The 23,265-nt window shown below is 37.2% G+C and carries 20 protein-coding genes and 3 other annotated features; of the genes, 16 read left to right on the top strand and 4 right to left on the bottom strand.

Features of this window, described 5'->3' with window-relative positions; genetic code table 11:
• Positions 1-216: 216 nt before the first annotated feature.
• Positions 217-426, bottom strand: a complete 210-nt coding sequence (gene sspI / locus KPL75_RS09445; RefSeq protein ID WP_000009511.1) for a small acid-soluble spore protein SspI — start codon at positions 424-426, stop codon at positions 217-219.
• Between the two features lie 82 nt (positions 427-508).
• Between sspI and KPL75_RS09440 the strand changes: the two genes are divergently transcribed.
• The 6 genes from KPL75_RS09440 (at position 509) to KPL75_RS09415 (ending at position 8,238) form a co-directional block, all read left to right on the top strand.
• The gene (locus KPL75_RS09440; RefSeq protein ID WP_219920467.1) at positions 509-1,306 is read left to right on the top strand and encodes a TrmH family RNA methyltransferase; all 798 of its coding nucleotides are present in this window, start codon (positions 509-511) and stop codon (positions 1,304-1,306) included.
• 62 nt (positions 1,307-1,368) lie between these two features.
• Positions 1,369-1,597 (top strand) — a binding site (T-box leader).
• A 43-nt stretch (positions 1,598-1,640) separates the two neighbouring features.
• A complete protein-coding gene (pheS, locus tag KPL75_RS09435; RefSeq protein WP_000388220.1) occupies positions 1,641-2,675 on the top strand; it encodes a phenylalanine--tRNA ligase subunit alpha in 1,035 nt (344 codons plus the stop codon).
• Between the two features lie 18 nt (positions 2,676-2,693).
• A complete protein-coding gene (gene pheT / locus KPL75_RS09430; RefSeq protein WP_219920466.1) occupies positions 2,694-5,114 on the top strand; it encodes a phenylalanine--tRNA ligase subunit beta in 2,421 nt (806 codons plus the stop codon).
• Between the two features lie 180 nt (positions 5,115-5,294).
• Positions 5,295-5,546: a binding site (T-box leader), on the top strand.
• Between the two features lie 52 nt (positions 5,547-5,598).
• Positions 5,599-6,990: an asparagine--tRNA ligase gene (asnS, locus tag KPL75_RS09425; RefSeq protein WP_219920465.1), complete on the top strand. Its 1,392-nt coding sequence runs from the start codon at positions 5,599-5,601 to the stop codon at positions 6,988-6,990.
• Positions 6,991-7,118: 128 nt separating this feature from the next.
• The gene (locus KPL75_RS09420) at positions 7,119-8,021 is read left to right on the top strand and encodes an SDR family oxidoreductase (protein WP_219921088.1); all 903 of its coding nucleotides are present in this window, start codon (positions 7,119-7,121) and stop codon (positions 8,019-8,021) included.
• 82 nt (positions 8,022-8,103) lie between these two features.
• Positions 8,104-8,238, top strand: a complete 135-nt coding sequence (locus tag KPL75_RS09415; protein WP_219920463.1) for a YuzL family protein — start codon at positions 8,104-8,106, stop codon at positions 8,236-8,238.
• 42 nt (positions 8,239-8,280) lie between these two features.
• On the opposite strand, the gene KPL75_RS09410 is transcribed toward KPL75_RS09415, so the two are convergent.
• The 3 genes from KPL75_RS09410 to rnhC form a co-directional block, all read right to left on the bottom strand.
• A complete protein-coding gene (locus KPL75_RS09410) occupies positions 8,281-8,532 on the bottom strand; it encodes a hypothetical protein (protein WP_219920462.1) in 252 nt (83 codons plus the stop codon).
• 13 nt (positions 8,533-8,545) lie between these two features.
• Positions 8,546-8,815: a hypothetical protein gene (locus KPL75_RS09405; RefSeq protein ID WP_219920461.1), complete on the bottom strand. Its 270-nt coding sequence runs from the start codon at positions 8,813-8,815 to the stop codon at positions 8,546-8,548.
• Positions 8,816-9,041: 226 nt separating this feature from the next.
• A complete protein-coding gene (gene rnhC, locus KPL75_RS09400) occupies positions 9,042-9,980 on the bottom strand; it encodes a ribonuclease HIII (RefSeq protein ID WP_219920459.1) in 939 nt (312 codons plus the stop codon).
• Positions 9,981-10,103: 123 nt separating this feature from the next.
• On the opposite strand from rnhC, the gene zapA reads away from it, so the two are divergent.
• From zapA to isdE, 10 genes are all read left to right on the top strand, one after another.
• Entirely contained in the window at positions 10,104-10,373 is a 270-nt protein-coding gene (gene zapA / locus KPL75_RS09395; RefSeq protein ID WP_002112165.1) for a cell division protein ZapA, read from the top strand.
• Between the two features lie 2 nt (positions 10,374-10,375).
• Complete coding sequence (locus KPL75_RS09390; protein WP_002015450.1) at positions 10,376-10,915, top strand: CvpA family protein; 540 nt, start codon at positions 10,376-10,378, stop codon at positions 10,913-10,915.
• Positions 10,916-10,970: 55 nt separating this feature from the next.
• A complete protein-coding gene (polX, locus tag KPL75_RS09385) occupies positions 10,971-12,689 on the top strand; it encodes a DNA polymerase/3'-5' exonuclease PolX (protein ID WP_219920458.1) in 1,719 nt (572 codons plus the stop codon).
• A gap of 19 nt (positions 12,690-12,708) precedes the next feature.
• Positions 12,709-15,069, top strand: a complete 2,361-nt coding sequence (locus tag KPL75_RS09380; RefSeq protein WP_219920457.1) for an endonuclease MutS2 — start codon at positions 12,709-12,711, stop codon at positions 15,067-15,069.
• A gap of 196 nt (positions 15,070-15,265) precedes the next feature.
• Positions 15,266-15,955 (top strand): 23S rRNA pseudouridine(2604) synthase RluF, encoded by a 690-nt coding sequence (locus KPL75_RS09375; RefSeq protein ID WP_219920455.1) that lies wholly within the window; start codon positions 15,266-15,268, stop codon positions 15,953-15,955.
• Between the two features lie 107 nt (positions 15,956-16,062).
• Positions 16,063-16,314 (top strand) — a binding site (T-box leader).
• 118 nt (positions 16,315-16,432) lie between these two features.
• On the top strand, positions 16,433-17,758 hold the full coding sequence (gene brnQ / locus KPL75_RS09370; protein WP_219920454.1) for a branched-chain amino acid transport system II carrier protein BrnQ6: 1,326 nt from the start codon (positions 16,433-16,435) through the stop codon (positions 17,756-17,758).
• 488 nt (positions 17,759-18,246) lie between these two features.
• On the top strand, positions 18,247-18,957 hold the full coding sequence (isdC, locus tag KPL75_RS09365; RefSeq protein ID WP_219920453.1) for a heme uptake protein IsdC: 711 nt from the start codon (positions 18,247-18,249) through the stop codon (positions 18,955-18,957).
• A gap of 23 nt (positions 18,958-18,980) precedes the next feature.
• Positions 18,981-19,439: an NEAT domain-containing protein gene (locus tag KPL75_RS09360; RefSeq protein WP_002145465.1), complete on the top strand. Its 459-nt coding sequence runs from the start codon at positions 18,981-18,983 to the stop codon at positions 19,437-19,439.
• A gap of 32 nt (positions 19,440-19,471) precedes the next feature.
• Positions 19,472-22,294 (top strand): NEAT domain-containing protein, encoded by a 2,823-nt coding sequence (locus tag KPL75_RS09355; RefSeq protein ID WP_219920452.1) that lies wholly within the window; start codon positions 19,472-19,474, stop codon positions 22,292-22,294.
• 69 nt (positions 22,295-22,363) lie between these two features.
• The gene (gene isdE / locus KPL75_RS09350; RefSeq protein ID WP_219920451.1) at positions 22,364-23,245 is read left to right on the top strand and encodes a heme ABC transporter substrate-binding protein IsdE; all 882 of its coding nucleotides are present in this window, start codon (positions 22,364-22,366) and stop codon (positions 23,243-23,245) included.
• The last annotated feature ends 20 nt before the right edge of the window (positions 23,246-23,265 follow it).

The raw sequence follows: 23,265 nt of genomic DNA, 5'->3' as shown, positions 1-23,265 counted from the left end.
AGAAGAAAAATTTTATCCCGCATTAACGGGCAGTAAAACTCCCACCTCAAAATTCGGCTAGAGCAAAGAAGTTAGGTGGGAGATAAACTGCCCGTAAACGCCCGATTGGTTCAACTAATAATCAGCGGGGGATGAACAAAACCCCCACTGATTAAAGTTTCACTTTATAGAAATAAAAGGTCACCTTAGTTTTTCTCTAAGGTGACCTTTTATTGTTTATTTTTTTAATCCTTGCTCCAGTGTTCCTAACATTTCGTGTTTTTCATTTTCATCAGCATTTTTCCAAATGACTTCAAATAAAACGCCAAGACCTGGAAGCATTTTTTCTTCACCGCTTTGAATTGCATCGACAATCGTTTCTTGTAATTGGTCTTGTGAATTTCCAGATACATTCGCTAATACAGCGCCGCGTAAATTAAAACTCATTATCTTCACCTCTTCTTCAGAATTGAAACTGACGTTAGTTTTTGTTCTTTTTTATGTAAATATGTATGAAAAATAGGCTATAATGATAAGACAAGAAGAGAGGGAAATACATATTATGAAAAACATTGATTCAGTACAAAACCCGCGTGTGAAGCAGTGGAAAAAGCTGCAGACGAAAAAAGAGCGCGATAAAAAAGGTTTATTTTTTGTAGAAGGATTCCATTTAGTAGAGGAAGCGTTAAAGGCGGGAGTTGTAACAGAACTTATCGTTTCAGATCAGACAGATCTTCCGAAAGATTGGACAGTTAATGATGTTGAAATGTATATCGTGCCTGAAGCAATTGTAAAAGTACTTCGCGAAACAGAAACAACGCAAGGCGTATTTGCTGTTTGTGAGAAACATGAGAAAGAAGTAGCTCTTACTGATGGGAAATTTCTTTTATTAGACGGCCTTCAAGACCCAGGTAATTTGGGAACGATTATTCGTACAGCTGATGCAGCTGGTATTCATGCCGTTGTGCTTGGAGAAGGGTGCGTTGATGTTTATAATAGTAAAGTACTACGCTCTACACAAGGTTCTATTTTCCACTTACCGGTTGTAAAAGGGAACTTAGAAGAGTGGGTAGACAAGTTAAAAGAAAATAACGTCCCTGTATATGGAACAGCTCTTGAAAATGGAGTTCCGCACGTTGAAGTAACACCGGCCGGAAGTTTTGCATTAATTGTAGGAAATGAAGGAAGCGGCGTACGCCAAGAAATTCTTGCAAAGACTGATCAAAACTTGTATATTCCGATTTATGGTGGGGCAGAATCATTAAATGTTGCGGTTGCAGCAGGGATTTTAACGTATTATTTACAAAGCCCAGTTGCGAACAAATAAAAAACTTCTTATAATAAGTTGAAGTATATGTTCGTAATGAACATACAATAAAAGTTAAATAACGAAAAACGTTGATAGAGAAGAGTAGCTTACAAAATCGCCATATAGGGAGAGAGTGCCGTAGACTGAAAGCATTCTTATGGTAGACGGAAGTGAATTCACCTCTGGAGTTGACGCCAGGACCATTTATATGTAAAGGCGTTCCGGTCAGAATTGATCGTTATAACTAATGAGTGGGCAGACTTGTTCTGTCAATTTAGGGTGGTACCGCGAATTTACCTCGTCCCTTTTTGGGAGCGAGGTTTTTTTATTTTTAAAATTAGGAGGGTTCCAAATGGAAGCACGTTTAAAAGAGCTAAAGCAAAAAGCGTTAGAGCTTATTGAAGAAGCGAAAGAGCTAAAGGGCTTAAACGACGTACGCGTAGCGTATTTAGGAAAAAAAGGTCCAATTACAGAAGTATTACGCGGCATGGGAAAATTATCAGCAGAAGAGCGTCCACGTATGGGAGCATTAGTAAATGAAGTACGTGAAGCGATTCAAACGCGTCTAGAAGACAAAATTGGCAACTTAGAAAAAGCAGTAATTGAAGCGAAATTAGCTACTGAAACAATTGATGTTACACTGCCAGGTCGACCTGTTGAAACAGGTTGTCACCATCCGTTAACAGCAGTTGTTGAGCAAATTGAAGATGTATTTATCGGTATGGGTTATGAAGTAGCTGAAGGAACAGAAGTAGAAAAAGACTACTACAACTTTGAAGCATTAAACTTACCGAAAGATCACCCAGCGCGTGATATGCAAGATACATTTTACATTACAGAAGAAACGTTATTACGTACACATACATCTTCTGTGCAAGCACGTACGATGGAAAATAACAAAGAAAAAGGACCAATTAAAATTATTTGTCCTGGTAAAGTGTATCGACGCGATGATGATGATGCGACGCATTCACACCAGTTCATGCAAATTGAAGGTCTTGTAATTGATAAAAACATTCGCATGAGTGATTTAAAAGGTACATTACAAGTATTCGTGAAAAAGATGTTCGGTGAAGATCGTGAAATCCGTCTTCGTCCAAGTTTCTTCCCATTCACAGAGCCATCTGTCGAGATGGATATTTCTTGTATGATGTGTCACGGTAAAGGTTGCGGCACTTGTAAAGGAACTGGTTGGATCGAAATTTTAGGCGCAGGTATGGTTCACCCGAACGTACTTGAAATGGCTGGTTATGATTCAAAAGAATATCAAGGTTTCGCATTCGGTATGGGCGCAGAGCGTATCGCAATGTTGAAATACGGCGTTGATGACATTCGTCATTTCTATACAAATGATGTACGTTTCTTACAACAATTCAAACGAGCGTAAGGGAAGGAGAGGATAAATATGTTCGTATCATATCGTTGGTTACAAGAGTATGTAGATATTAAAGATGTAACAGCACAAGAACTAACAGACAAAATCACGAAAAGTGGTATTGAAGTAGAAGGCGTTGAAGTATTAAATAAAGGTGTAAAAGGTGTTGTAGTTGGTCACGTATTAGAATGTGAAAAACACCCAGAAGCTGACAAATTAAGCAAATGCTTAATCGATATCGGTGAAGAAGAGCCAGTACAAATTATTTGTGGAGCTGCTAATATTGCAAAAGGTTTAAAAGTACCGGTTGCAAAAGTTGGCGCTGTACTTCCTGGTAACTTCAAAATTAAAAAAGCAAAACTACGCGGTGAAGCTTCTCATGGTATGGTTTGTGCCCTTCAAGAGCTTGGCATTAATGGGAAACTAGTTGCGAAAGATTACGCAGATGGAATCTTCATCTTCCCAAGTGACGCTGAAGTTGGTGCAGATGCACTTGAAATTTTAAACTTACATGATGAAGTACTTGAGCTTGGTTTAACACCAAACCGTGCAGATTGCTTAAACATGTTAGGTGTTGCATATGAAGTAGCTGCTATTTACGGCCGTGAAGTAAAACTTCCAGCTATCAACTTACAAGAAACAGCAGAAAAAACTTCTGATTACATTTCTATAAGTGTAGAAGCGAAAGAAGAAAATCCGTTATACATTGCGAAAATGGTTAAGAACGTAAAGATTGGTCCATCACCAATGTGGATGCAAACTCGCCTTATGGCAGCTGGTATTCGCCCAATTAGCAATGTAGTTGATATTACAAACTATATTTTAATGGAATACGGTCAACCGTTACATGCATTCGATTACGATAAATTAGGTTCAAAAGAAATCGTTGTTCGTCTTGCAAAAGAAGGCGAAAAAATTGAAACATTAGATGATCAAGAACGTACGTTACAAAGCCACCACCTTGTAATTACAAACGGTACAAAAGCTTTAGCTGTTGCTGGGGTAATGGGCGGAGCTGATTCTGAAGTTACAAATGAGACGGTAAACGTTTTAATCGAGTCTGCATACTTTGCAGGTCAAACAGTACGCCGTACATCAAAAGACTTAGGTCTTCGTAGTGAATCAAGTGCACGTTTCGAAAAAGGAATCGACCCAACACGTACATTTGAAGCGATTCAACACGCAGCTGCTTTAATGGCGAAATACGCTGGTGGTGAAGCACTTGAAGGTGTAGTAGAAGCTGATAACTTACAAGTACAAGAGCGTACAGTATCTGTTACAGCTGAGAAAGTAAACCGTGTATTAGGTACAGATATTTCTGCAAGTGAAATGGGTACAATGTTCACAAACTTGAAATTCCCATTCACAGAAGTTGAAGGCACATTCCATGTAAATGTACCGGCACGTCGTCCTGATATTACAATTTCAGAAGACTTAGTAGAAGAAGTGGGCCGTCTGTATGGTTATGATCACATTCCAGTTACATTACCTTCTGGAACGATGACTCGTGGTAAATTAACAGCAGCACAAACGAAACGTCGTAAAGTACGTCGCTTCTTAGAAGGTGCTGGTTTATATGAAGCAATCACATATTCATTAACAAGCGCTGACAAAGCAAAACAATATATGGTAGAGCCGAACGAAAAAGCTCCTGTAAATCTTGCGCTTCCAATGAGTGAAGAGCGTAGTCAACTTCGTTTAAGCTTAGTACCACAATTGTTAGAAGCAGTTTCATACAATAATGCTCGTAAAAACGATAGTGTTGCTTTATACGAAGTAGGTTCTATCTTCTTACCGACAGAAGCAGGAGAACTTCCGAAAGAAGAACAACATCTTGCAGGTGTTATGACAGGTCTTGCTCTTCACCATGCATGGCAAGGTGAGAAGAAAGTAGTAGACTTCTTCGTTATGAAAGGTGTGCTAGAAGGATTATTCGACATACTTGGCGTTGCAAATCAAATCGCATATGCACCAGCAAAACGTGAAGGTATGCACCCAGGCCGTACAGCTGACATCGTATTAGATGGCGAAGTAATTGGATTCATCGGTCAATTGCACCCAGAATCGCAAAAACAATTAGATGTGAAAGATACATTCGTATTCGAACTATCTCTTGCAAAAGTATTTGGTGCAGACGTGGAAGAAACTTACTACTCAGCAATCCCACGTTTCCCATCTATGACACGTGATATGGCTGTTGTAGTAACAACAGAAACAAAAGCTGGTGAAATGAAGCAAGTCATTGCTGAAGCTGGCGGAGAACTTCTGAAAGACGTAACACTATTTGATTTATACGAAGGTGAAAAAATGGAAGAAGGCAAGAAATCACTTGCATTCTCTATGACCTACTTCGATGCAGAACGTACGTTAACAGACGAAGAAGTAACAGAAGCACATAACCGTGTATTAACAGCGGTAGAAGAGAAATTTGGTGCGGAGTTACGTAAGTAATAAAAAAAGCTGCCGGAATTTTTCCGGCAGCTTTTTTATATATCGCCGTTTCAACAAGATATATCGACTTATCGACAGAGAACGACAAAATTATTCTGTTATTAGACGAGGTGTTAAACAGTTGATATACACCTTGCATCTTTCCCTCGAATGTAGTACATTAATTTTAGTTTAACAAAACGAAAGACGATGATAAGGAAAAGTAGTATATACTATAATCCAAAGCGAGTCAGGGGCGGTGAGAGCCTGATGAGGCGGTATATGTGAAGAACACCTTGGAGTTGCTAACCGAAATTGGATTTTGTATTCAAGAGTAGACTTAGACGGGAATCCGGCCTGTTACAAACCGGGAAGTATGTATTACATACGAGTTAAAGTTGGTCTTTATGACAAATTGGGTGGTACCGCGAAGTTTAACCTTTCGTCCCTTTATGGATGAAAGGTTTTTTTGTATTTAAATATATCAGCAAAGGAGAATTTCACTATGGAAAACACATTAGTAAAAAGTCTGTATAGAGATACAGAAAAGTATGCAGATCAAACAGTACAAGTATCAGGGTGGATTCGTAACTTACGTGATTCAAAAGCATTTGGTTTCATCGAATTAAACGACGGTAGCTTCTTCAAAGGCGTTCAAATCGTTTTCGATACAGAATTAGAGAACTTCAAAGAAATTGCAAAACTTCCACTTAGCTCTTCAGTTAAAGTAGAAGGTAAAGTAATTGCAACGCCTGGAGCGAAGCAACCATTTGAAATTAAAGCAGAAAAAATTGATATCGAGGGCTTATCAGATTCTGATTACCCACTTCAAAAGAAGCGTCACACGTTTGAATACTTACGTACAATCGCTCACTTACGTCCAAGAACAAATGCATTCTCAGCAACATTCCGCGTGCGTTCTATCGCAGCATTTGCAATTCACCAATTCTTCCAAGAGCGTGGATTTGTACATGTTCACACACCAATCATCACTGGTAGTGATACAGAAGGTGCAGGCGAAATGTTCCGCGTAACAACGCAAGATTTAAACAACGTACCAAAAGGTGAAGACGGACAAGTTGACGAATCAAAAGACTTCTTCGGTAAAGAAACAAACTTAACAGTAAGTGGACAGCTTAATGCTGAAGCTTATGCATTAGCGTTCCGTGATGTGTACACATTCGGACCTACATTCCGTGCAGAAAACTCAAACACAACTCGCCACGCAGCGGAGTTCTGGATGGTTGAGCCTGAGATTGCATTCGCTGAATTAGGCGATGTAATGGATCTTACAGAAGATATGCTGAAATATGCAATGAAATATGTATTAGAACATGCACCAGAAGAAATGGACTTCTTCAACAGCTTCGTTGATAAAACAGTTCTAGAGCGCATGAACAACGTAATTAACTCTGACTTCGGTCGCATCACTTATACAGAAGCAATTAAAGTACTTCAAGAATCAGGTGCTGAATTCAAATACCCAGTAGAATGGGGTATTGACTTACAAACAGAGCACGAAAGATACTTATCAGAAGAAATCTTCAAACGCCCTGTATTCGTAACTGACTATCCGAAAGACATTAAAGCATTCTACATGCGTATGAACGAAGATGGTAAAACAGTAGCAGCTACTGACCTTCTAGTTCCTGGCATCGGCGAATTAATCGGCGGTAGCCAACGTGAAGAAAGAATAGACGTTTTAGTAGACAGAATTAAAGAATTAGGTATGAACGAAGAGGACTACTGGTGGTACTTAGAACTTAGAAAATACGGCGGTACAAAACACGCTGGATTCGGTCTAGGTTTTGAGCGCTTCCTAATGTACATCACTGGTATGGCTAACATCCGTGACGTAATTCCATTCCCAAGAACTCCAGGTTCTTCGGAGTTTTAAGATAAAAAAAGCGAGAGCAACTGCTCTCGCTTTTTTTGTTTGGAAAATGTTGTTCATAGGTTCGTTCATCTCTCACATATAGTAAAACGAATGAAATATTTATGGGCAAGGGAAGGGGTTTTTGTACAATGGGGGAAATTCCAAGTCAGACAAAGTGGACATTGCGTGACAAGTATATAGTAATCACTGGTGCAACAAGTGGTATTGGATTATCGGCAGCTAAGGTATTTGCAGAACGCGGTGCCAAGCTAGGAATCATTGCACGTAATGAAGTAAAAGCGAATGATGTTATGACTCAACTCGAAAATTTAACGAATGGGAATGTGACGGTAGATTTATTTCTGGCTGATATGGCTTCCCAACAATCTATACGCCGGGTAGCTACTGAGATTTTAGAACGGTGCCCGAGAATTGATATATTAGTGAATAATGCTGGTGCTTTATTTCAAACAAGGCAAATTACGGAGGACGGTTTGGAGATGACCTGGGCAGTAAACCATTTAGGTCCATTCTTACTCACTAATTTGTTGTTGGAGCGTTTAAAAGAAAGTGCTCCTGCTCGTGTCATTACCACCGCATCTCACGGTCACAAAATGGCTAAAAAGGGAATTGATTTCGGTGATCTAGATGCAGAACAACTGTATCGCGGTGTTAAGAAGTTCATGGGCGGTCCTACAATGCGTTATGCGCAAACAAAACTAGCTAACATTTTATTCACCTTTGAATTGGCACAGCGGTTGGAGGGAACGGGTGTTAGTGCTTATAGCTTTGACCCGGGGCTAGTGAATACGAATTTTAACCAGGACAATGGTCTGGTTGCTCGCTTAACTATGGCAGCAATGAAACCTTTCTCTCGTACACCCGAGGAAGGTGCGGAAACTTTAATATGGCTAGCAGAATCAAATGGATTCATTGACCATAGTGGCTGTTACTATGCCGACAAGCAAGTGGGGAAAACATCTGAAGCCGCTTTGGATAAGGATGTCGCAAAACGTCTATGGGACATTAGTGAAAAACAGACAGGAGGATAAAAGAGTAGCCAGTATATGTTCAGATGGTTATGTTGAATAGTTTTTTACCCTTAAGTAAAAAGTAATCTTGGGGGTGATTGTAATGAGTAAGAAAGTGAAAACAGATCATTCTAGATCAAGCCTAGGTTCTTCAGAGGTGGAAGGACAAGGAACAACTACGCATGAAACGGGTTCTCATAAAGTATCTTCATCAAATAAGAAGCAGAAGCGAAGTTAACACAAAAAGGAGAGTCTTGGCGGCTCTCCTTTTTTATATGTATTACATCTTGTTGTTATGAATCTCTTGTATAATCTTATCGACGTCTTTGTCTAATCGACCTAAATAGAAAAACCACAGTAAGCTTATAAACACGTAATAGATGGCCATCACACAAAGATTATCAGATATATTTTCGAATGTAGATTTGGAAGTGAAAAAAGCTCCCCAAATGGTAGAGATAATGAGGTAAGAAAGCGGGCCTACGAGGTGTACGAAAACATATAATAACTTTTTAACCTTTTCAGAGTTCATATGAATTCTCTCCTTATTTAAACAATCCTCTTCTTTTAATCATAAATTCAAGTTCCTCACAGAAGTATTGTAGCTTGACTGGATTTCGAATTAACAAGTGGGCATCGTGTTTCCCGATAAATTTTCGAATCCGAAAGTTTAATAAAAAAGATCGACCATAGCGCTCTATTAAATTGTTGAATTCTCGTTGTTCACTTAGTAGCTGAACGTTTTCTCTAATTTTGAATTGGCGTTCATGTGGATCCCCTAGTAAAATATTTAGAATCATTTGTAGAAGTAGCAATAGGAATCTCTCCTTGGGCTATTTATATTCTGTATATTTAGATTATAACAAAAATAAGAGGTTTTTACTATTGATTATAACAAAAATGGGATTTTTTACATTTTTGAGTACTGTGATGAAATAAAGGGTAATTTCTAGGTTGTTATATCATCCATAAAAGGCGAAAAGAATCCAATTCTTTTCGCCTTGTTTAGTTCATCCATATCCTGTCGATACTAAAAAGTAGTTATTTTTTCAGTAAGCGAAACGCTTTCTCTGTATTAGCAAAATGCAGTTTCACAAACTCAGGTAGTCTTTCTTTTCCGATCTTTTGAATTAATTTAGCAGCGGCGATATCAACTTGTTTACCTGCACCTTTTGGAAGTGGCATACCAGCTTTTTTGCTTAGTTCGTCAAATTGTTTTACGAATGAGTAACGAGCCAAAATGGAAGCGGCGGCTACTGCTAAATGGACGCTTTCACCTTTTGTAGCGAAATACACATTTTCACGCTGTACCTGTTTTTGTTTCGCTAAATATTTATAGTATGTATCAGGCTGTGTAAATTGGTCGATTAAGATGCCTTCTGGTTTTGTAGGTGCAATTTTTGCCAATAAGTTTGTAATTGCTTTATTATGCAGTAAAGCTTTCAGTTTACCTTGGTTGTTTCCTTTATCAAATAGCTCATTATATTTTTCATTGTGAAGAACGAGGGAGCTGTAAGGAACAACGTGAAGGAGTTGTTTTGCAATCTCAGCAATTTGAGCATCGTTTAAGTTTTTTGAGTCTTTTACACCAAGTTCTTTTAAAAGTGGAATTTGCTTCGCATCCACATATACAGCAACTACTGTCATCGGTCCGAAGTAATCACCAGTACCTACTTCGTCTGATCCTAGAATAGACATTGTACCGATGGAAGTGGGCGGCGCATAACGATGTGAATCAACCGATTTTTTCACAGCTGATTTCGGTGTTTGAGAGACAGTTTGCCAACGAGCAGCTTCAGCTTCAGCACGGCCTCCTTGGAACATTACTTTTCCTGATTTATAAGCTGTAATTGTGCAAGATTGAACTTTTGCCATAAAGATACCGCCTTGCGGAATTTTGGGGCTAAGTGCTTGTTTGTATTGTTGTTTCATGTCTTCAATTACTGTAGAACTTGTTTGTATTACGATAGAATTTGACAAAATGGTCGCTCCTTTTTTATGTTGTTATTTTTATCATATCGGATTGTTCTTTCTGTTTCCATATTATGATGGTTCATGGTATGATAAACTTTAGGATTCTGTACGTGATTGGAGGCCGGTGAGTTGTCACAACAAAAGGGAAATAAAAGTCGAATTAATGTAGAAATATATGGCCAACAGTATTCAGTTGTTGGCGATGAAAGTACAAGTCATATCCGCATGGTAGCAGCGATTGTGGATGATAAAATGCGCGAACTCAATGCCAAGAATCCTTCGCTTGATACAAGTAGACTAGCGGTATTGACGGCGGTAAACGTCATACACGATTACATAAAATTAAAAGAAGAACATGAGAAATTGAAAGAAAGTATGACACAAAAAGGAATTGAATAAACATGATTGATATTATTATCATTTTATTGCTTGTTATGGGATTCTTCCTCGGTTTACGCAGAGGATTTATTTTGCAACTTGTAAAGTTAACAAGCTTTATTATCGCATACCTCGTTGCATACTGGTATTGTAAAGATTTAGCGCCAGCACTTGCGAAAATTATTCCGTATCCATTTGATAAGAATGTTTCTGTTCCAGAATGGATAGATGCGAATAATATTGAGGGTGTCTTCTATCAAGCAATTGCGTTTATCGTATTATTTATTATTACAAAAATCGCACTTTCACTACTTGGTAATTTACTGAATATGTTTGCAGAAATCCCAGTTTTAAAGCAAGTCAATGCGGTTGCTGGGGCACTTCTTGGCTTTTTAGAAGTGTATATCATTCTGTTTGTCTTAATTATTGTTGGATCAATTCTTCCAATTGAACAAATACAAACACCATTACAAAAATCATCAATTAGCAAAATAATTGTAGACGATACACCGATTCTTTCTGAAAAGGTGAAGGAACTATGGCAGACAGGTAGCAGAGTGTAACTTCTCTTTTTTCGGAAAGAGAAGTTTTTTTCTATGAAAGAAAGGCGGGGCAATGATGAAAGTGAATAAAAAACAAGTTATCAAATTACTAGAGACAATCGGCCTGTTTATGGAACTAAAGGGCGCGAATCCATTTAAAATATCTGCATTCCGTAAAGCGGCGGCAGCACTGGAAAGTGATGACCGTAGTCTTTCTGAAATTGAAGATTTCACAAAGATTCCAGGTATCGGAAAAGGAACGGCAGCAGTTATTCAAGAATATATAGAATCGGGAACATCTGAAGTACTACAAGAACTTGAAAAAGAAGTACCAAGCAGTTTATTACCACTATTAAAACTACCAGGACTTGGTGGTAAGAAGGTGGCCAAGTTATACAAAGAACTTGGTGTTGTTGATATGGAAACGTTAAAAGCTGTTTGTGAAGAAAATAAAGTGCAAGCTTTAGCGGGATTCGGTAAGAAAACAGAAGAGAAAATATTAGAAGCAATTGATCAAGTAGGCTCTCGTCCAGAGCGTTTACCAATTGCGATGGTATTGCCTATTGCCGGGGAAATAGAGGAGAAATTGTCGAATGTTGCTGAAATAATTCGTTTCTCACGCGCTGGTAGTTTACGCCGTGTTCGTGAGACAGTGAAGGACTTAGATTTCATCATTGCAACGACGGAGCCAGCAGTAGTACGTGAACATTTACTACAATTTGATAATATGATTGAAGTGATTGCAAGTGGAGATACGAAAGTGTCTGTTCGTCTTCAATATGAATATGATATTTCAATTGATTTCCGCTTAGTAAAACCAGAAGAGTTTATTACAACTCTTCACCATTTCACAGGATCAAAAGACCATAACGTAAAAATGCGCCAAATCGCGAAAGATAGAGGCGAGAAAATTAGTGAATATGGTGTGGAAATCTTAGAGACAGGTGAAGTGAAAACATTCGACACAGAAGAAGCATTCTTCGCCCACTTTGGTCTTCCATTCATCCCACCAGAAGTGCGTGAAGATGGAAAAGAAATTGAATTAATTAAAGAGTATCCGAACTTAATTCAGTTCTCTCATATACAAGGTGATTTACATATGCATACAACGTGGAGTGACGGTGCTTTTTCAATCGAGGAAATGGTACAGGCATGCCGTGCTCGTGGGTATAAATTTATGGCAATTACTGATCACTCGCAATACTTGAAAGTAGCGAACGGTTTAACGAAAGAGCGTCTTCGTGAACAAGCGAAAGAAATTGAACGTATGAATGAAAAGTACCCAGACATTACAATTTTGCGCGGGATCGAAATGGACATTTTACCAGATGCAACACTTGATTTTGATGATGAAGTATTAGCAGAACTAGATTATGTTATTGGAGCGATTCATTCTAGCTTCTCACAAGACCGTGAAACGATTATGAAACGTCTTCGCACTGCACTTGAGAATAAGCATGTTACAATGATTGCCCATCCGACAGGACGTCTTCTTGGGCGTCGTGAGGGTTACGATGTAGATACAGATTTATTAATCCAACTCGCAAAAGAAACAAATACAATTTTAGAATTAAATGCAAATCCAAACCGTCTAGATTTAAGTGCGAAATTATTAAAACAAGCACAAGATGTTGGTGTAAAAGTAGCGATTAATACGGATGCCCATACATTTGAAATGTTAGAAGATATGGAAACAGGTGTAGCAGCAGCGCGTAAAGGTTGGATTCAAAAAGATAACGTGATTAACACATGGGATATTGAACGTTTATTAGACTATATTAAACGTAATAAGTAACACAAGGGGGACTTGCAACATGTTAGAAAGAACGTTGCGTGTATTAGAATACAATAAAGTAAAAGAACAATTACTTGAACATACAGCATCTTCACTTGGTCGTGACAAGGTGAAGAATTTAGTGCCAAGCACAGATTTTGAAGAAATTGTGGAACTGCAAGAAACAACGGATGAGGCAGCGAAAGTTATCCGTTTAAAAGGACATGTACCACTTGGAGGGATTTCTGATATTCGCTCAAATGTTAAGCGTGCGAAAATTGGGAGTATGTTAAGTCCGCATGAGTTAATCGAAATCGCAAGTACGATGTATGGTAGCCGCCAGATGAAACGATTTATTGAAGACATGGCTGAGAATGGCGTAGAGCTTCCGATTCTAGAAGGACATGTTGCGCAAATTATATCTTTATATGATTTAGAAAAGAAAATTACAAATTGTATCGGTGACGGCGGTGAAGTAGTCGATAGCGCAAGCGACAAATTGCGTGGTATTCGTAACCAAATTCGTACTGCGGAAAGCCGTATTCGTGAAAAATTAGAAAACATGACGCGTTCTTCAAACGCACAAAAAATGTTATCAGATGCAATTGTGACAATACGTAACGACCGTTACGTAATTCCAGTAAAACAAGAGTACCGCGGTGTATATGGTGGTATTGTTCATGACCAATCGGCTTCTGGACAAACATTATTTATCGAGCCGCAAGTAATTGTGGAACTAAATAACGCACTGCAAGAAGCACGTGTGAAAGAAAAACAAGAAGTAGAACGCATTTTAATGATGTTAACGGAAGAAGTAGCAGTGGAAGCTGATATCGTTTTATCGAACGTAGAAGTAGTTGCAAATCTTGATTTTATTTTTGCGAAAGCTCTTTATGCGAAGCGAATTAAAGCGACGAAGCCAATCGTAAATAATGAACGCTACATGGATTTAAAACAAGCACGCCATCCGCTTATTGATCCGGAAATTATCGTGCCAAATAACATTATGCTTGGTAAAGACTTTACAACAATCGTTATTACAGGACCGAATACAGGTGGTAAAACAGTTACACTTAAAACAGTCGGTATTTGTGTCTTAATGGCGCAATCGGGTCTTCATATTCCGGTAATGGATGAATCAGAGATATGTGTATTTAAAAACATCTTTGCTGATATCGGTGATGAGCAATCGATTGAACAAAATTTAAGTACATTCTCTTCTCATATGGTAAACATTGTAGATATTTTAGAACGTGCTGATTTTGAAAGTTTAGTTCTATTTGATGAATTAGGTGCTGGGACAGATCCGCAAGAAGGGGCTGCACTAGCAATTTCTATTTTAGATGAAGTGTATAACCGTGGTGCTCGCGTTGTTGCAACGACTCACTATCCAGAGCTGAAAGCGTACGGATATAATCGTGAACAAGTTATAAATGCAAGCGTAGAGTTTGATGTGAATACATTAAGCCCAACGTACAAATTATTAATCGGTGTACCAGGACGTAGTAACGCCTTTGAAATTTCGAAGCGTCTTGGTTTGTCTGATCGCGTTATTGATCGCGCTCGTAATCATATTAGTACAGATACGAACAAAATCGAAAATATGATTGCAAAGCTAGAAGAAAGCCAAAAAAGTGCAGAGCACGAACGAAAAGAAGCGGAAGAACATCGTAAGCAATCTGAAAAACTTCATCGCGAATTACAACGTCAAATTATTGAATTTAATGATGAGCGCGATGAAAAATTATTAAAAGCGCAAAAAGAAGGGGAAGAAAAAGTCGAAGCTGCGAAGAAAGAAGCAGAAGGCATTATTCATGAACTTCGTCAATTGCGTAAAGCACAGCTTGTAAATGTGAAAGACCATGAGCTTATTGAAGCGAAGAGCCGTCTAGAAGGGGCAGCGCCAGAGCTTGTGAAGAAACAAAAAGTAAACGTGAAAAACACGGCGCCAAAACAACAATTACGTGCAGGCGATGAAGTAAAAGTGTTAACGTTCGGTCAAAAAGGTCAATTGCTTGAAAAAGTAAGTGATACAGAGTGGAGCGTACAAATTGGTATTCTGAAGATGAAAGTGAAAGAATCCAATATGGAATACATTAATACACCGAAGCAAACAGAGAAAAAAGCAGTCGCAAGTGTGAAGGGTAGAGATTATCACGTGTCGTTAGAGCTTGATCTTCGCGGCGAACGTTATGAAGATGCAATGATGCGCGTTGAAAAATATTTAGACGATGCACAGCTTGCAAGCTATCCTCGTGTGTCAATTATTCACGGTAAAGGAACAGGAGCGCTTCGCCAAGGTGTACAAGATTACTTGAAGAAACATCGCGGCGTGAAAAACTACCGCTACGGTGACATGGGTGAGGGAGGCCTAGGCGTAACAGTCGTCGAATTAAAATAGCAAACAACCAAACAAAAGGGGAAACCATTATATGTTTATGGACAAACTTGCAAAAGTATTGTTAGCTTGTTGCGGAATATTTTTGGTGATTGGGGTTATTTATTTAGTTGTTTTTGCGAAGTGAAGGAGCGTCAATCTTGGCATAATGATATTGCCATGGATTGACGCTTTTAATCTATAAGAAAAGGAATAAAACATGAAAATCAACCAATACATAAGCGAAGCAAAGTCCTGCTCAAGACGCGAAACAGACCGTCTCATTAAAGCGGGCCGCGTGGCTATTAACGGCGAAATATGTACGCACGGTGCACTCGTGAGCGATGGTGATATTGTAACGATTGATGGACAGGTTATTGAAAAAGAAGAGAAAGAAAAGGTGTATATTGCCTTTCATAAACCAGTCGGAATTACTTGTACAGCAGCCGATCATATTGAAGATAATATTATTAATTATATCAATTATCCAGAGCGAATCTTTCCTGTTGGGCGATTAGATAAAGCATCGGAAGGACTCATTTTATTAACGAATGACGGTGCGATTGCCAATCAAATTTTGCACGGTGATCATGAGCATGAGAAAGAATATGTTGTTACTGTCGATAAGCCGTTTACAGACTGGTTTATTAATGAGATGTCCAGCGGTGTAAAGATTAAAGGTGGAATGACGAAGCCATGTAAAGTGACGAGAGTCGATCAATCTACATTTCGCATCGTCCTAACGCAAGGAATGAATAGGCAAATTCGTAGAATGAGTCGTGCTTTCGGGTTTACTGTAACAAAGCTAAAGCGAGTGCGCATTATGAATATAGAGCTAAATGAGCTTGAAGCTGGAAAATGGCGAGACATTACAGCTGAGGAATTAGAAATATTAACAGGGCAGTTATAGGGAGGAAAGTTTTCTCCCTATATTTTTTTGTCAGAAAAAATAAAACTATTGATTTTTTAAAAAATAGCCCATATAATAAAAAACAACAAGTTTCGACAAGATATTTTATAAAAGTAATGATGAGGACATGAGTTGTTTTTGACGATTCTCAGAGAGGGAAGCCTTAGGCTGTGAGCTTCCTAATACGGAAAGACAAACTTACCACCTCTAAACTTCAAGAGTGAACTGCATGATGCATTGTAATTCTTGGCGGATAAAACCGTTATCAATTTACACGAGCTATAAAATGAGCTTATTTCGTTATAAATTCATTTTATTAGAATAAGGGTGGAACCACGATTTCAACACTCGTCCCTTTGTTAGGGACGGGTGTTTTTTGCGTTCTTTTACGGGGAAGTATGCTTGAAAGAGGATATGTGACGGATTTTGATTCAGAATATTTTGTTAATCGAACAATTAATTAGGGGGTTAGTAGAAATGAAATCATCTTTAAAGTTTTCTGAGATGTTTGCAATAAGTTTAATGTTATTTGCACTATTTTTCGGTGCAGGTAATATGATTTTCCCACCAGCGTTAGGGCAAGGTGCTGGAACAGATGTATGGATCGCGTTGTTTGGCTTTATCGTAACGGGTGTAGGACTGCCTTTATTAGGGGTTATTGTTATAGCTCTAAAGGGAGATATTAATGAATTGGCAGGACGTGTACATCCTGTATTCGCGCTAATTTTCATTACTGCAATTTATTTATGTTTAGGCGTATTTGTTAGTGTGCCACGTACAGGGACTGTTGCTTATGAAATGAGCATTGCACCATTTTTACCGAGTGAGGTAGCTGGTCAGGCTTATCCACTTGTTATCTTTACATTTATTTTCTTTGCGGTAACTTTCTATTTAGCTTTAAATCCTTCAAAATTAGTGGGACGCATCGGTAAAGTGTTAACTCCAATTTTATTAGCTGTTATTGCAATTATCGTAGGTAAAGCACTTATTACTCCAATTGGAGAATTTGGTTCACCGACAGAAGCGTATAGTGCTCCTCTTTTCAAAGGTTTTATTGACGGATATTTAACTTTAGATGGACTTGCAGCACTTGTTTTCGGAAATGTTGTCATTAATGCTTTAAAAGCAAAAGGTGTTACAAATAAGAATAGCATTGCGAAAGTAACGATCTTTGCAGGATTCATTGCGGCACTTGGTTTACTTCTTGTTTATTTAGCACTTGCTTACCTTGGAGCTTCTAGTGTTTCACTTGGAATGGGAGCAAACGGAGGAATTATTTTAACAAACGTCGTGAATCATTTATTTGGTAGCTACGGAACACTATTACTAGGTATCGCAATTACAGCAGCATGTTTAACAACTTCTGTAGGTATTGTTGCAGCTTGTGGGGAATATTTCTCTTCGTTATTACCAAAGCTTTCTTATCAAAAAGTCATTTTCATTTTCTGTGTATTAGCATTTATGGTAGCAAATCTTGGTTTAACACAGTTAAACGCATTAGCATTACCAATTTTAATTGCAATTTATCCAATTGGTATCGTACTTATCGTATTATCACTCGTTGAAAATTACGTTCGTCTTCCATTAGCAATGTATGTAGGTGGTATTGTAGGGGCATTTGCGATTAGTTTCTTTGATGGATTGCACAATGCGAATCTGCAGATTGCAGCATTAGCACCTATTTTAGAGAAGATTCCATTATATAGTGTAGGGATTGGCTGGTTAGTTCCAGGTATGATCGGTATAGGAATTGGTTATATAGTTTCTAAGTTTCAAAAGCAAAAAATTGCTGTAGAAAAATAGAAAAAAGAGGCTTTCTATGAAAGAAAGTCTCTTTTTTTGTAGGGAAAGCCGTATATAGAGAAATTTAGATATTAAAAATTTTATACATAATATAGTTGACAAAAAAATTAGCATTAGGCTAAGATTGACTTAGTTGTGGAAATGTTGGAAGGGAAGTGACGGGGGCAAGGGAAGAGGTTTTCTATGACTATATCATTTTTGAAGAAGGGGTGATGGAACAGTAGAATAGGTAGTTTATTTTTTTTGTAGTCTGTTGAGAATGATAATCAGTAAAGTGGTTAAATTATTTTAGATTGCTTTTTATAGGGAATATTGAGGGATATTATATTTTTTGACCTCTAGTGAGAATGATAATCAATGATACTTATATTACATAAAGTAATGACAATTAAATAAAGGTAAAAGAGATTATTTTTTTCTTATAAATTGAGAATAATTATCATTTTCAAATTATAAAACGAAAGATAAACAAGGAGGAAGTAAGCAAAATGAGAAAGTTTTCAGTATTATCCGCATTTATTATAACGTTAGTATGTATGCTAGCTTTTCTCGTAATGCCATCTGGACAAGCTTCAGCAAAATTAGCTGACGGTACTTACGATATTAACTACGTTATCAAAAAAGCGGAAGATGATTCAGCTTCAATGGCAAATGATTATTTTGAAAAACCAGCTAAGTTAATTGTGAAAAATGGTGAGATGAGAGTACAAGTTCCAATGAACCATAGTGCTTGGATTACAGAATTTAAAGCACCAGAGAATGGGAACTTCGTTGATTCAAAAGTAATTAGCAAAGACGAAGCAGCTGATAAAAGAACGGTTGAATTTAAAGTTGATGATTTATCTAAGCCGTTAGGAGTAAAGATTCACGTTGTTGTACCAAGTGCAAACTACGACCACCATTACACAATTCGTTTTGCATTTGATGCAAACGTAAAAGCTGTAGGCGGCGATAACAATGCAGCTGGTGTAACAACAACTGATAATCAAACTAAAAAAGATGGCCAAGTAAAAGAAGAGCAGAAGAAAGAAGAGAGCAAAGCAACAAATAAAGATGCAAATAAAGGAACAAATGAAAGTGGAAAGGCTGAAAAAACAGATAACCCAAAAACAGGTGATGATGCTCGCATTGGATTATTTGCAGCGTTAGTTTTAATCTCAGGTATTTTCTTAGTTCGTAAAGTGAAGTTAAGTAAATAAATCTTTGGAAGGGCGATGAATATATGTTTAAACAATTTAAAATGATTATTGCCGTATTTGCTGTCTTATTTACGTTTATAGCAACACTAGGTTTACAAGATGCAAAAGCTGCTACACAACTAGCTGATGGAAAATATAATATTGCTTTTACTGTGTGGAAAGGCGATAAAGATGAATCATCTAGAATGAATAGTTATTTTGAAAGCCCAGCAACATTAACCGTTAAAAATGGAAAACAATATGTTTCATTTAAAGTGAAAGATAGTGCTTCTATTAAAAGTTTTCAAGTAGAAAAAGATGGTCAATTCTTAGAAACAACAGTCTTAAGTGAAAACAAAAAAGAGAATACTAGAGTAGTAGAATTTGAAGTTGCTGACTTGTCAGAAAAACTAAAAGGCAAGGTGAAAATTAATATCCCAATTATTAATTATAACGCTTCATATGATATTCGTTTTGTATTTGATGGGAACAGTATTAAATAATTGGAAATTTTTCGAAAAGGAGAGTCATTCTATTGAACAGATATTTTAAAATTGTCGTTGCAATGTTTTTAACGATATTTACATTCGTGTCGACACTACAACCACTTGCAGTTCAAGCAGCTACCCAATTAGCTGACGGTGAGTATTCAATTGGTTTCAAAGTTTTGAAAGATACATCAGATGAAGAATCAATGATGAATCAATATTCTGTAAGCCCGGGGACTTTGAAGGTGAAGGATGGGAAAAAGAAAGTATCCTTTACGTTAACGCATAGTTCATGGATTACGAAGTTTGAAACAGAAAAAGGTAGTCAATTCGTTGATGTAAATGTAGTTAGTGAAGATAAAGAGAGCGATACAAGGGTAGTAGAATTTGATGTAGAAGATGTAGAGAAAATATTAAATGCGAAAGTAAAAGTTGATATTGATGCTTTTAATTATCATCATTACTATGACATTCGTATTTCATTCGATCAAAATAGCATTACACCAATTCATGTAGAAAAACGAGATGAAAAAGAGGACCCAGCTAATAAGCCAGATCCAAATGAAAATCCGGATCCAAGTCAGAAGCCCGACCAAAAGCCTGACTCAGATCAACAACCAAATTCTAACACAATTAAAGATGGTGCGTACAGCATTCCATTTAAAGTGTTAAAAGATAAAACAGATGAAGAATCTAAGATGAATACTTACATGGAAAATCCAGGGGTATTGAAAGTAGAAAATGGTAAGAAAAAAGCAATTGTAACGCTAAAAAGTAGCTCATTAATTAAAAATTTCCAAACGGAAAAAGATGGTGCATTTGTTGATGCAAAAGTAGTGAGTGAAGATAAAGAAAAAGATACAAGAGTAGTAGAATTTGAAGTAGCTGATTTATCAAAAAAAATAAATACAAAAGTATTTATTGAAGTGGCATCGCAAGGTTACAAGCAAACTCATGACGTACAGCTTGTATTTGAGCAAGATAAACTTGAACAAGTTAAAAATGAAGAGAAACAACCGGATGAAGATAAAAAGCCGGAAGTAGAAAAACCGGATGGAAATAAGAACCCAGATGCTGAAACAATTAAAGATGGTGAATACAGCATCAATTTTAAAACATTAAAAGATCAAACAGACGAAATTTCAATGATGAACACATATACAAAAAATCCAGGTGTATTAAAAGTAAAAGATGGTAAGAAATATGTATCATTTACATTAACGAATAGCGCATGGATTACAAAGTTTGAATTTGATAAAAATGGTTCGTTTGTTGATGCGAATGTATTAAGTGAAGATACGAAAGCTGACACACGCGTAGTGGAAGTAGAAGTAGCAGATTTATCAAAAAAATTAAATGCAAAAGTAAAAGTAGACATCGATTCAATGAATTATCATCATTTCTACGATATTCAATTTGCATTTGATAAAGATAGCATTAAGCCGTTAGATAACCAAGGTGGAAACGACAACCAAGACGGAAACAATAACCAAGACGGAAACAATAACCAAGGTGGAAACGACAACCAAGGCGGAAACAATAACCAAGGTGGAAACGACAACCAAGGCGGAAACAATAACCAAGGTGGAAACGACAACCAAGGCGGAAACAATAACCAAGGCGGAAACAACAACCAAGGCGGAAACGACAACCAAGACAATAACACAACAATTGATCCCAATGCTCTTAAAGACGGTGAATACAGTATCGGTTTTAAAGTGCTAAAAGATAAAACAGACGAAATTTCAATGATGAACACATATACGAAGAGTCCAGGCGTATTAAAAGTGAAAGATGGTAAGAAATATGTATCTTTCACAGTAACGAATAGCTCATGGATTACAAAGTTTGAGTTTGAAAAGAATAATTCGTTTGTCGATGCGAAAGTATTAGGTACAAATAAAGAGCTAGATACAAGAGTAGTGGAAGTAGAAGTAGACGACTTATCGAAAAAGTTAAATGCAAAAGTGAAAGTTGATATTGATGCGATGAATTACCATCATTTCTACGACATTCAATTCGCATTTGATAAAGGTAGTATTAAAGCTTTAGGCAACCAAGGTGGAAACGATAACCAAGGTGGAAATAACAACCAAGGTGGAAACGATAACCAAGGTGGAAATAACAACCAGGGCGGAAACGATAACCAAGGTGGAAATAACAACCAAGACGATAACAATAATCAAGGTGGAAATAATAATCAAAATGGACACACAATAGTTGATCCGAAAAATTTAAAAGACGGTCAATATGATGTTACTTTTAAAGTGTTAAAAGATAAAACGGATGAGATTTCAATGATGAATCAATACGTTGTAAAGCCAGCAAGATTAACAGTGAAAGATGGCAAGAAATATGTTGCGATGACACTGAAAAATAGTGCATGGATTACGAAGTTCCAAACAGAAAGTGCTGGTGCATTTGTTGATGCAAAAGTAGTGAGTGAAGATAAAAATGCAGATACGAGAGTAGTAGAGTTTGAAATCGATGACTTATTTGCGAAATTAAATGCGAAAACAAAAGTAGATATCGATTCAATGAACTACCATCATTTCTACGATGTACAAATTCAATTTGATACAAATAATATTGGTGCAGTAGGAACTATTAAAGAGGATCCGAAAAACGATCCGAAGAATGAACCGAAAAATCCAGTGATTACACCGAAAGTAGACAATGTAAAAACAATCAGTAATCCTGATTTTAACCGAAATGCAGACGGTAAGAAGAAAAATGATGCTACAGATAATGGTGCAAAAAAAGAGAAAAACTCAAAAACTGCAGATACAGCACAGATTGGAATGTATGTATTGCTATTACTAGGATCACTTGCTTTCTTAGTTCGAAAATATAGAGCAGGTAAATTGTAAAATTTGGAGTCTTGATGCATGAAACCGTGCATCAAGACTCGTTTCATATTGTACTGAAAGGAGTGGTGATTGAGAGTGAAGAAAATCATGAGTGTATTCATGGCTATCATTCTTTTATTTAGTATAGCTGGGTGCTCATCACCAAAAAAAGAAACGGCGAAAAAGGTAAAGAGTAATAGTGAGGAACGTGTTATTGCTACGACAGTTGCTGTGACTGAAATTATGGATGCATTAGAAGTAGATTTAGCAGGTATTCCTACAAGTTCTAAAACTTTGCCAAAGCGCTATAAAGGTTTACCTGAAGTTGGGAATCCGATGAGTCCTGATATGGAAAAAGTAAAATCAATGAAACCATCAGAAGTATTATCTGTTACGACGCTTGAATATGAGTTGAAGCCAGTTTTTAATGAAGCGGGCATTAAGGCAAATTTTTTAAATTTAACGAGTTTAAAAAACATGCAAAATTCAATTACAGATTTGGGTAAAAAATATGGGCGTGAGAAACAGGCTGAAGCAGTCGTAACAAAGTTCGATAAAAAAGTTGCAGACATTCAAAAACAAGTGAAAGGGAAGAAAGAACCGACAGTCCTTATTTTACTTGGAGTACCTGGAAGTTATTTAGTTGCGACAGAACACTCCTATATTGGGGATTTAGTAAAACAACTAGGTGGTAAAAATATAGTACAAGGTGAGAAAGTAGAATATTTAGCTTCTAATACAGAGTACTTAAAAAAAGCTGATCCAGATCTTATTTTACGTGCAGCGCATGGTATGCCAGATGAAGTTGTGAAAATGTTCGATAAGGAATTTAAAACGAACGACATTTGGAAGCATTTTGCCGCAGTTAAAAATAATAGAGTGTACGATTTAGAAGAGCGCTTATTTGGAACGACGGGGAATTTAGCAGCTATTGAAGCCTTAGATGAATTAAAGAAAATGATGTATCCATGATGCATGTATAGATAAAGGAA

Source organism: Bacillus sp. NP247, from assembly GCF_018966865.1.
Lineage (GTDB): Bacteria > Bacillota > Bacilli > Bacillales > Bacillaceae_G > Bacillus_A.
The sequence above is the reverse complement of the archived record's forward strand: the minus strand, read 5'-3'. Positions and strand labels throughout refer to the sequence as shown.

Coding starts and splice junctions, on each gene's coding strand:
- sspI (WP_000009511.1), bottom strand. CDS start 426: ATGAGTTTTAATTTACGCGGCGCTGTATTAGCGAATGTATCTGGAAAT.
- KPL75_RS09440 (WP_219920467.1), top strand. CDS start 509: ATGATAAGACAAGAAGAGAGGGAAATACATATTATGAAAAACATTGAT.
- pheS (WP_000388220.1), top strand. CDS start 1,641: ATGGAAGCACGTTTAAAAGAGCTAAAGCAAAAAGCGTTAGAGCTTATT.
- pheT (WP_219920466.1), top strand. CDS start 2,694: ATGTTCGTATCATATCGTTGGTTACAAGAGTATGTAGATATTAAAGAT.
- asnS (WP_219920465.1), top strand. CDS start 5,599: ATGGAAAACACATTAGTAAAAAGTCTGTATAGAGATACAGAAAAGTAT.
- KPL75_RS09420 (WP_219921088.1), top strand. CDS start 7,119: ATGGGGGAAATTCCAAGTCAGACAAAGTGGACATTGCGTGACAAGTAT.
- KPL75_RS09415 (WP_219920463.1), top strand. CDS start 8,104: ATGAGTAAGAAAGTGAAAACAGATCATTCTAGATCAAGCCTAGGTTCT.
- KPL75_RS09410 (WP_219920462.1), bottom strand. CDS start 8,532: ATGAACTCTGAAAAGGTTAAAAAGTTATTATATGTTTTCGTACACCTC.
- KPL75_RS09390 (WP_002015450.1), top strand. CDS start 10,376: ATGATTGATATTATTATCATTTTATTGCTTGTTATGGGATTCTTCCTC.
- polX (WP_219920458.1), top strand. CDS start 10,971: ATGAAAGTGAATAAAAAACAAGTTATCAAATTACTAGAGACAATCGGC.
- KPL75_RS09380 (WP_219920457.1), top strand. CDS start 12,709: ATGTTAGAAAGAACGTTGCGTGTATTAGAATACAATAAAGTAAAAGAA.
- KPL75_RS09375 (WP_219920455.1), top strand. CDS start 15,266: ATGAAAATCAACCAATACATAAGCGAAGCAAAGTCCTGCTCAAGACGC.
- brnQ (WP_219920454.1), top strand. CDS start 16,433: ATGAAATCATCTTTAAAGTTTTCTGAGATGTTTGCAATAAGTTTAATG.
- isdC (WP_219920453.1), top strand. CDS start 18,247: ATGAGAAAGTTTTCAGTATTATCCGCATTTATTATAACGTTAGTATGT.
- KPL75_RS09360 (WP_002145465.1), top strand. CDS start 18,981: ATGTTTAAACAATTTAAAATGATTATTGCCGTATTTGCTGTCTTATTT.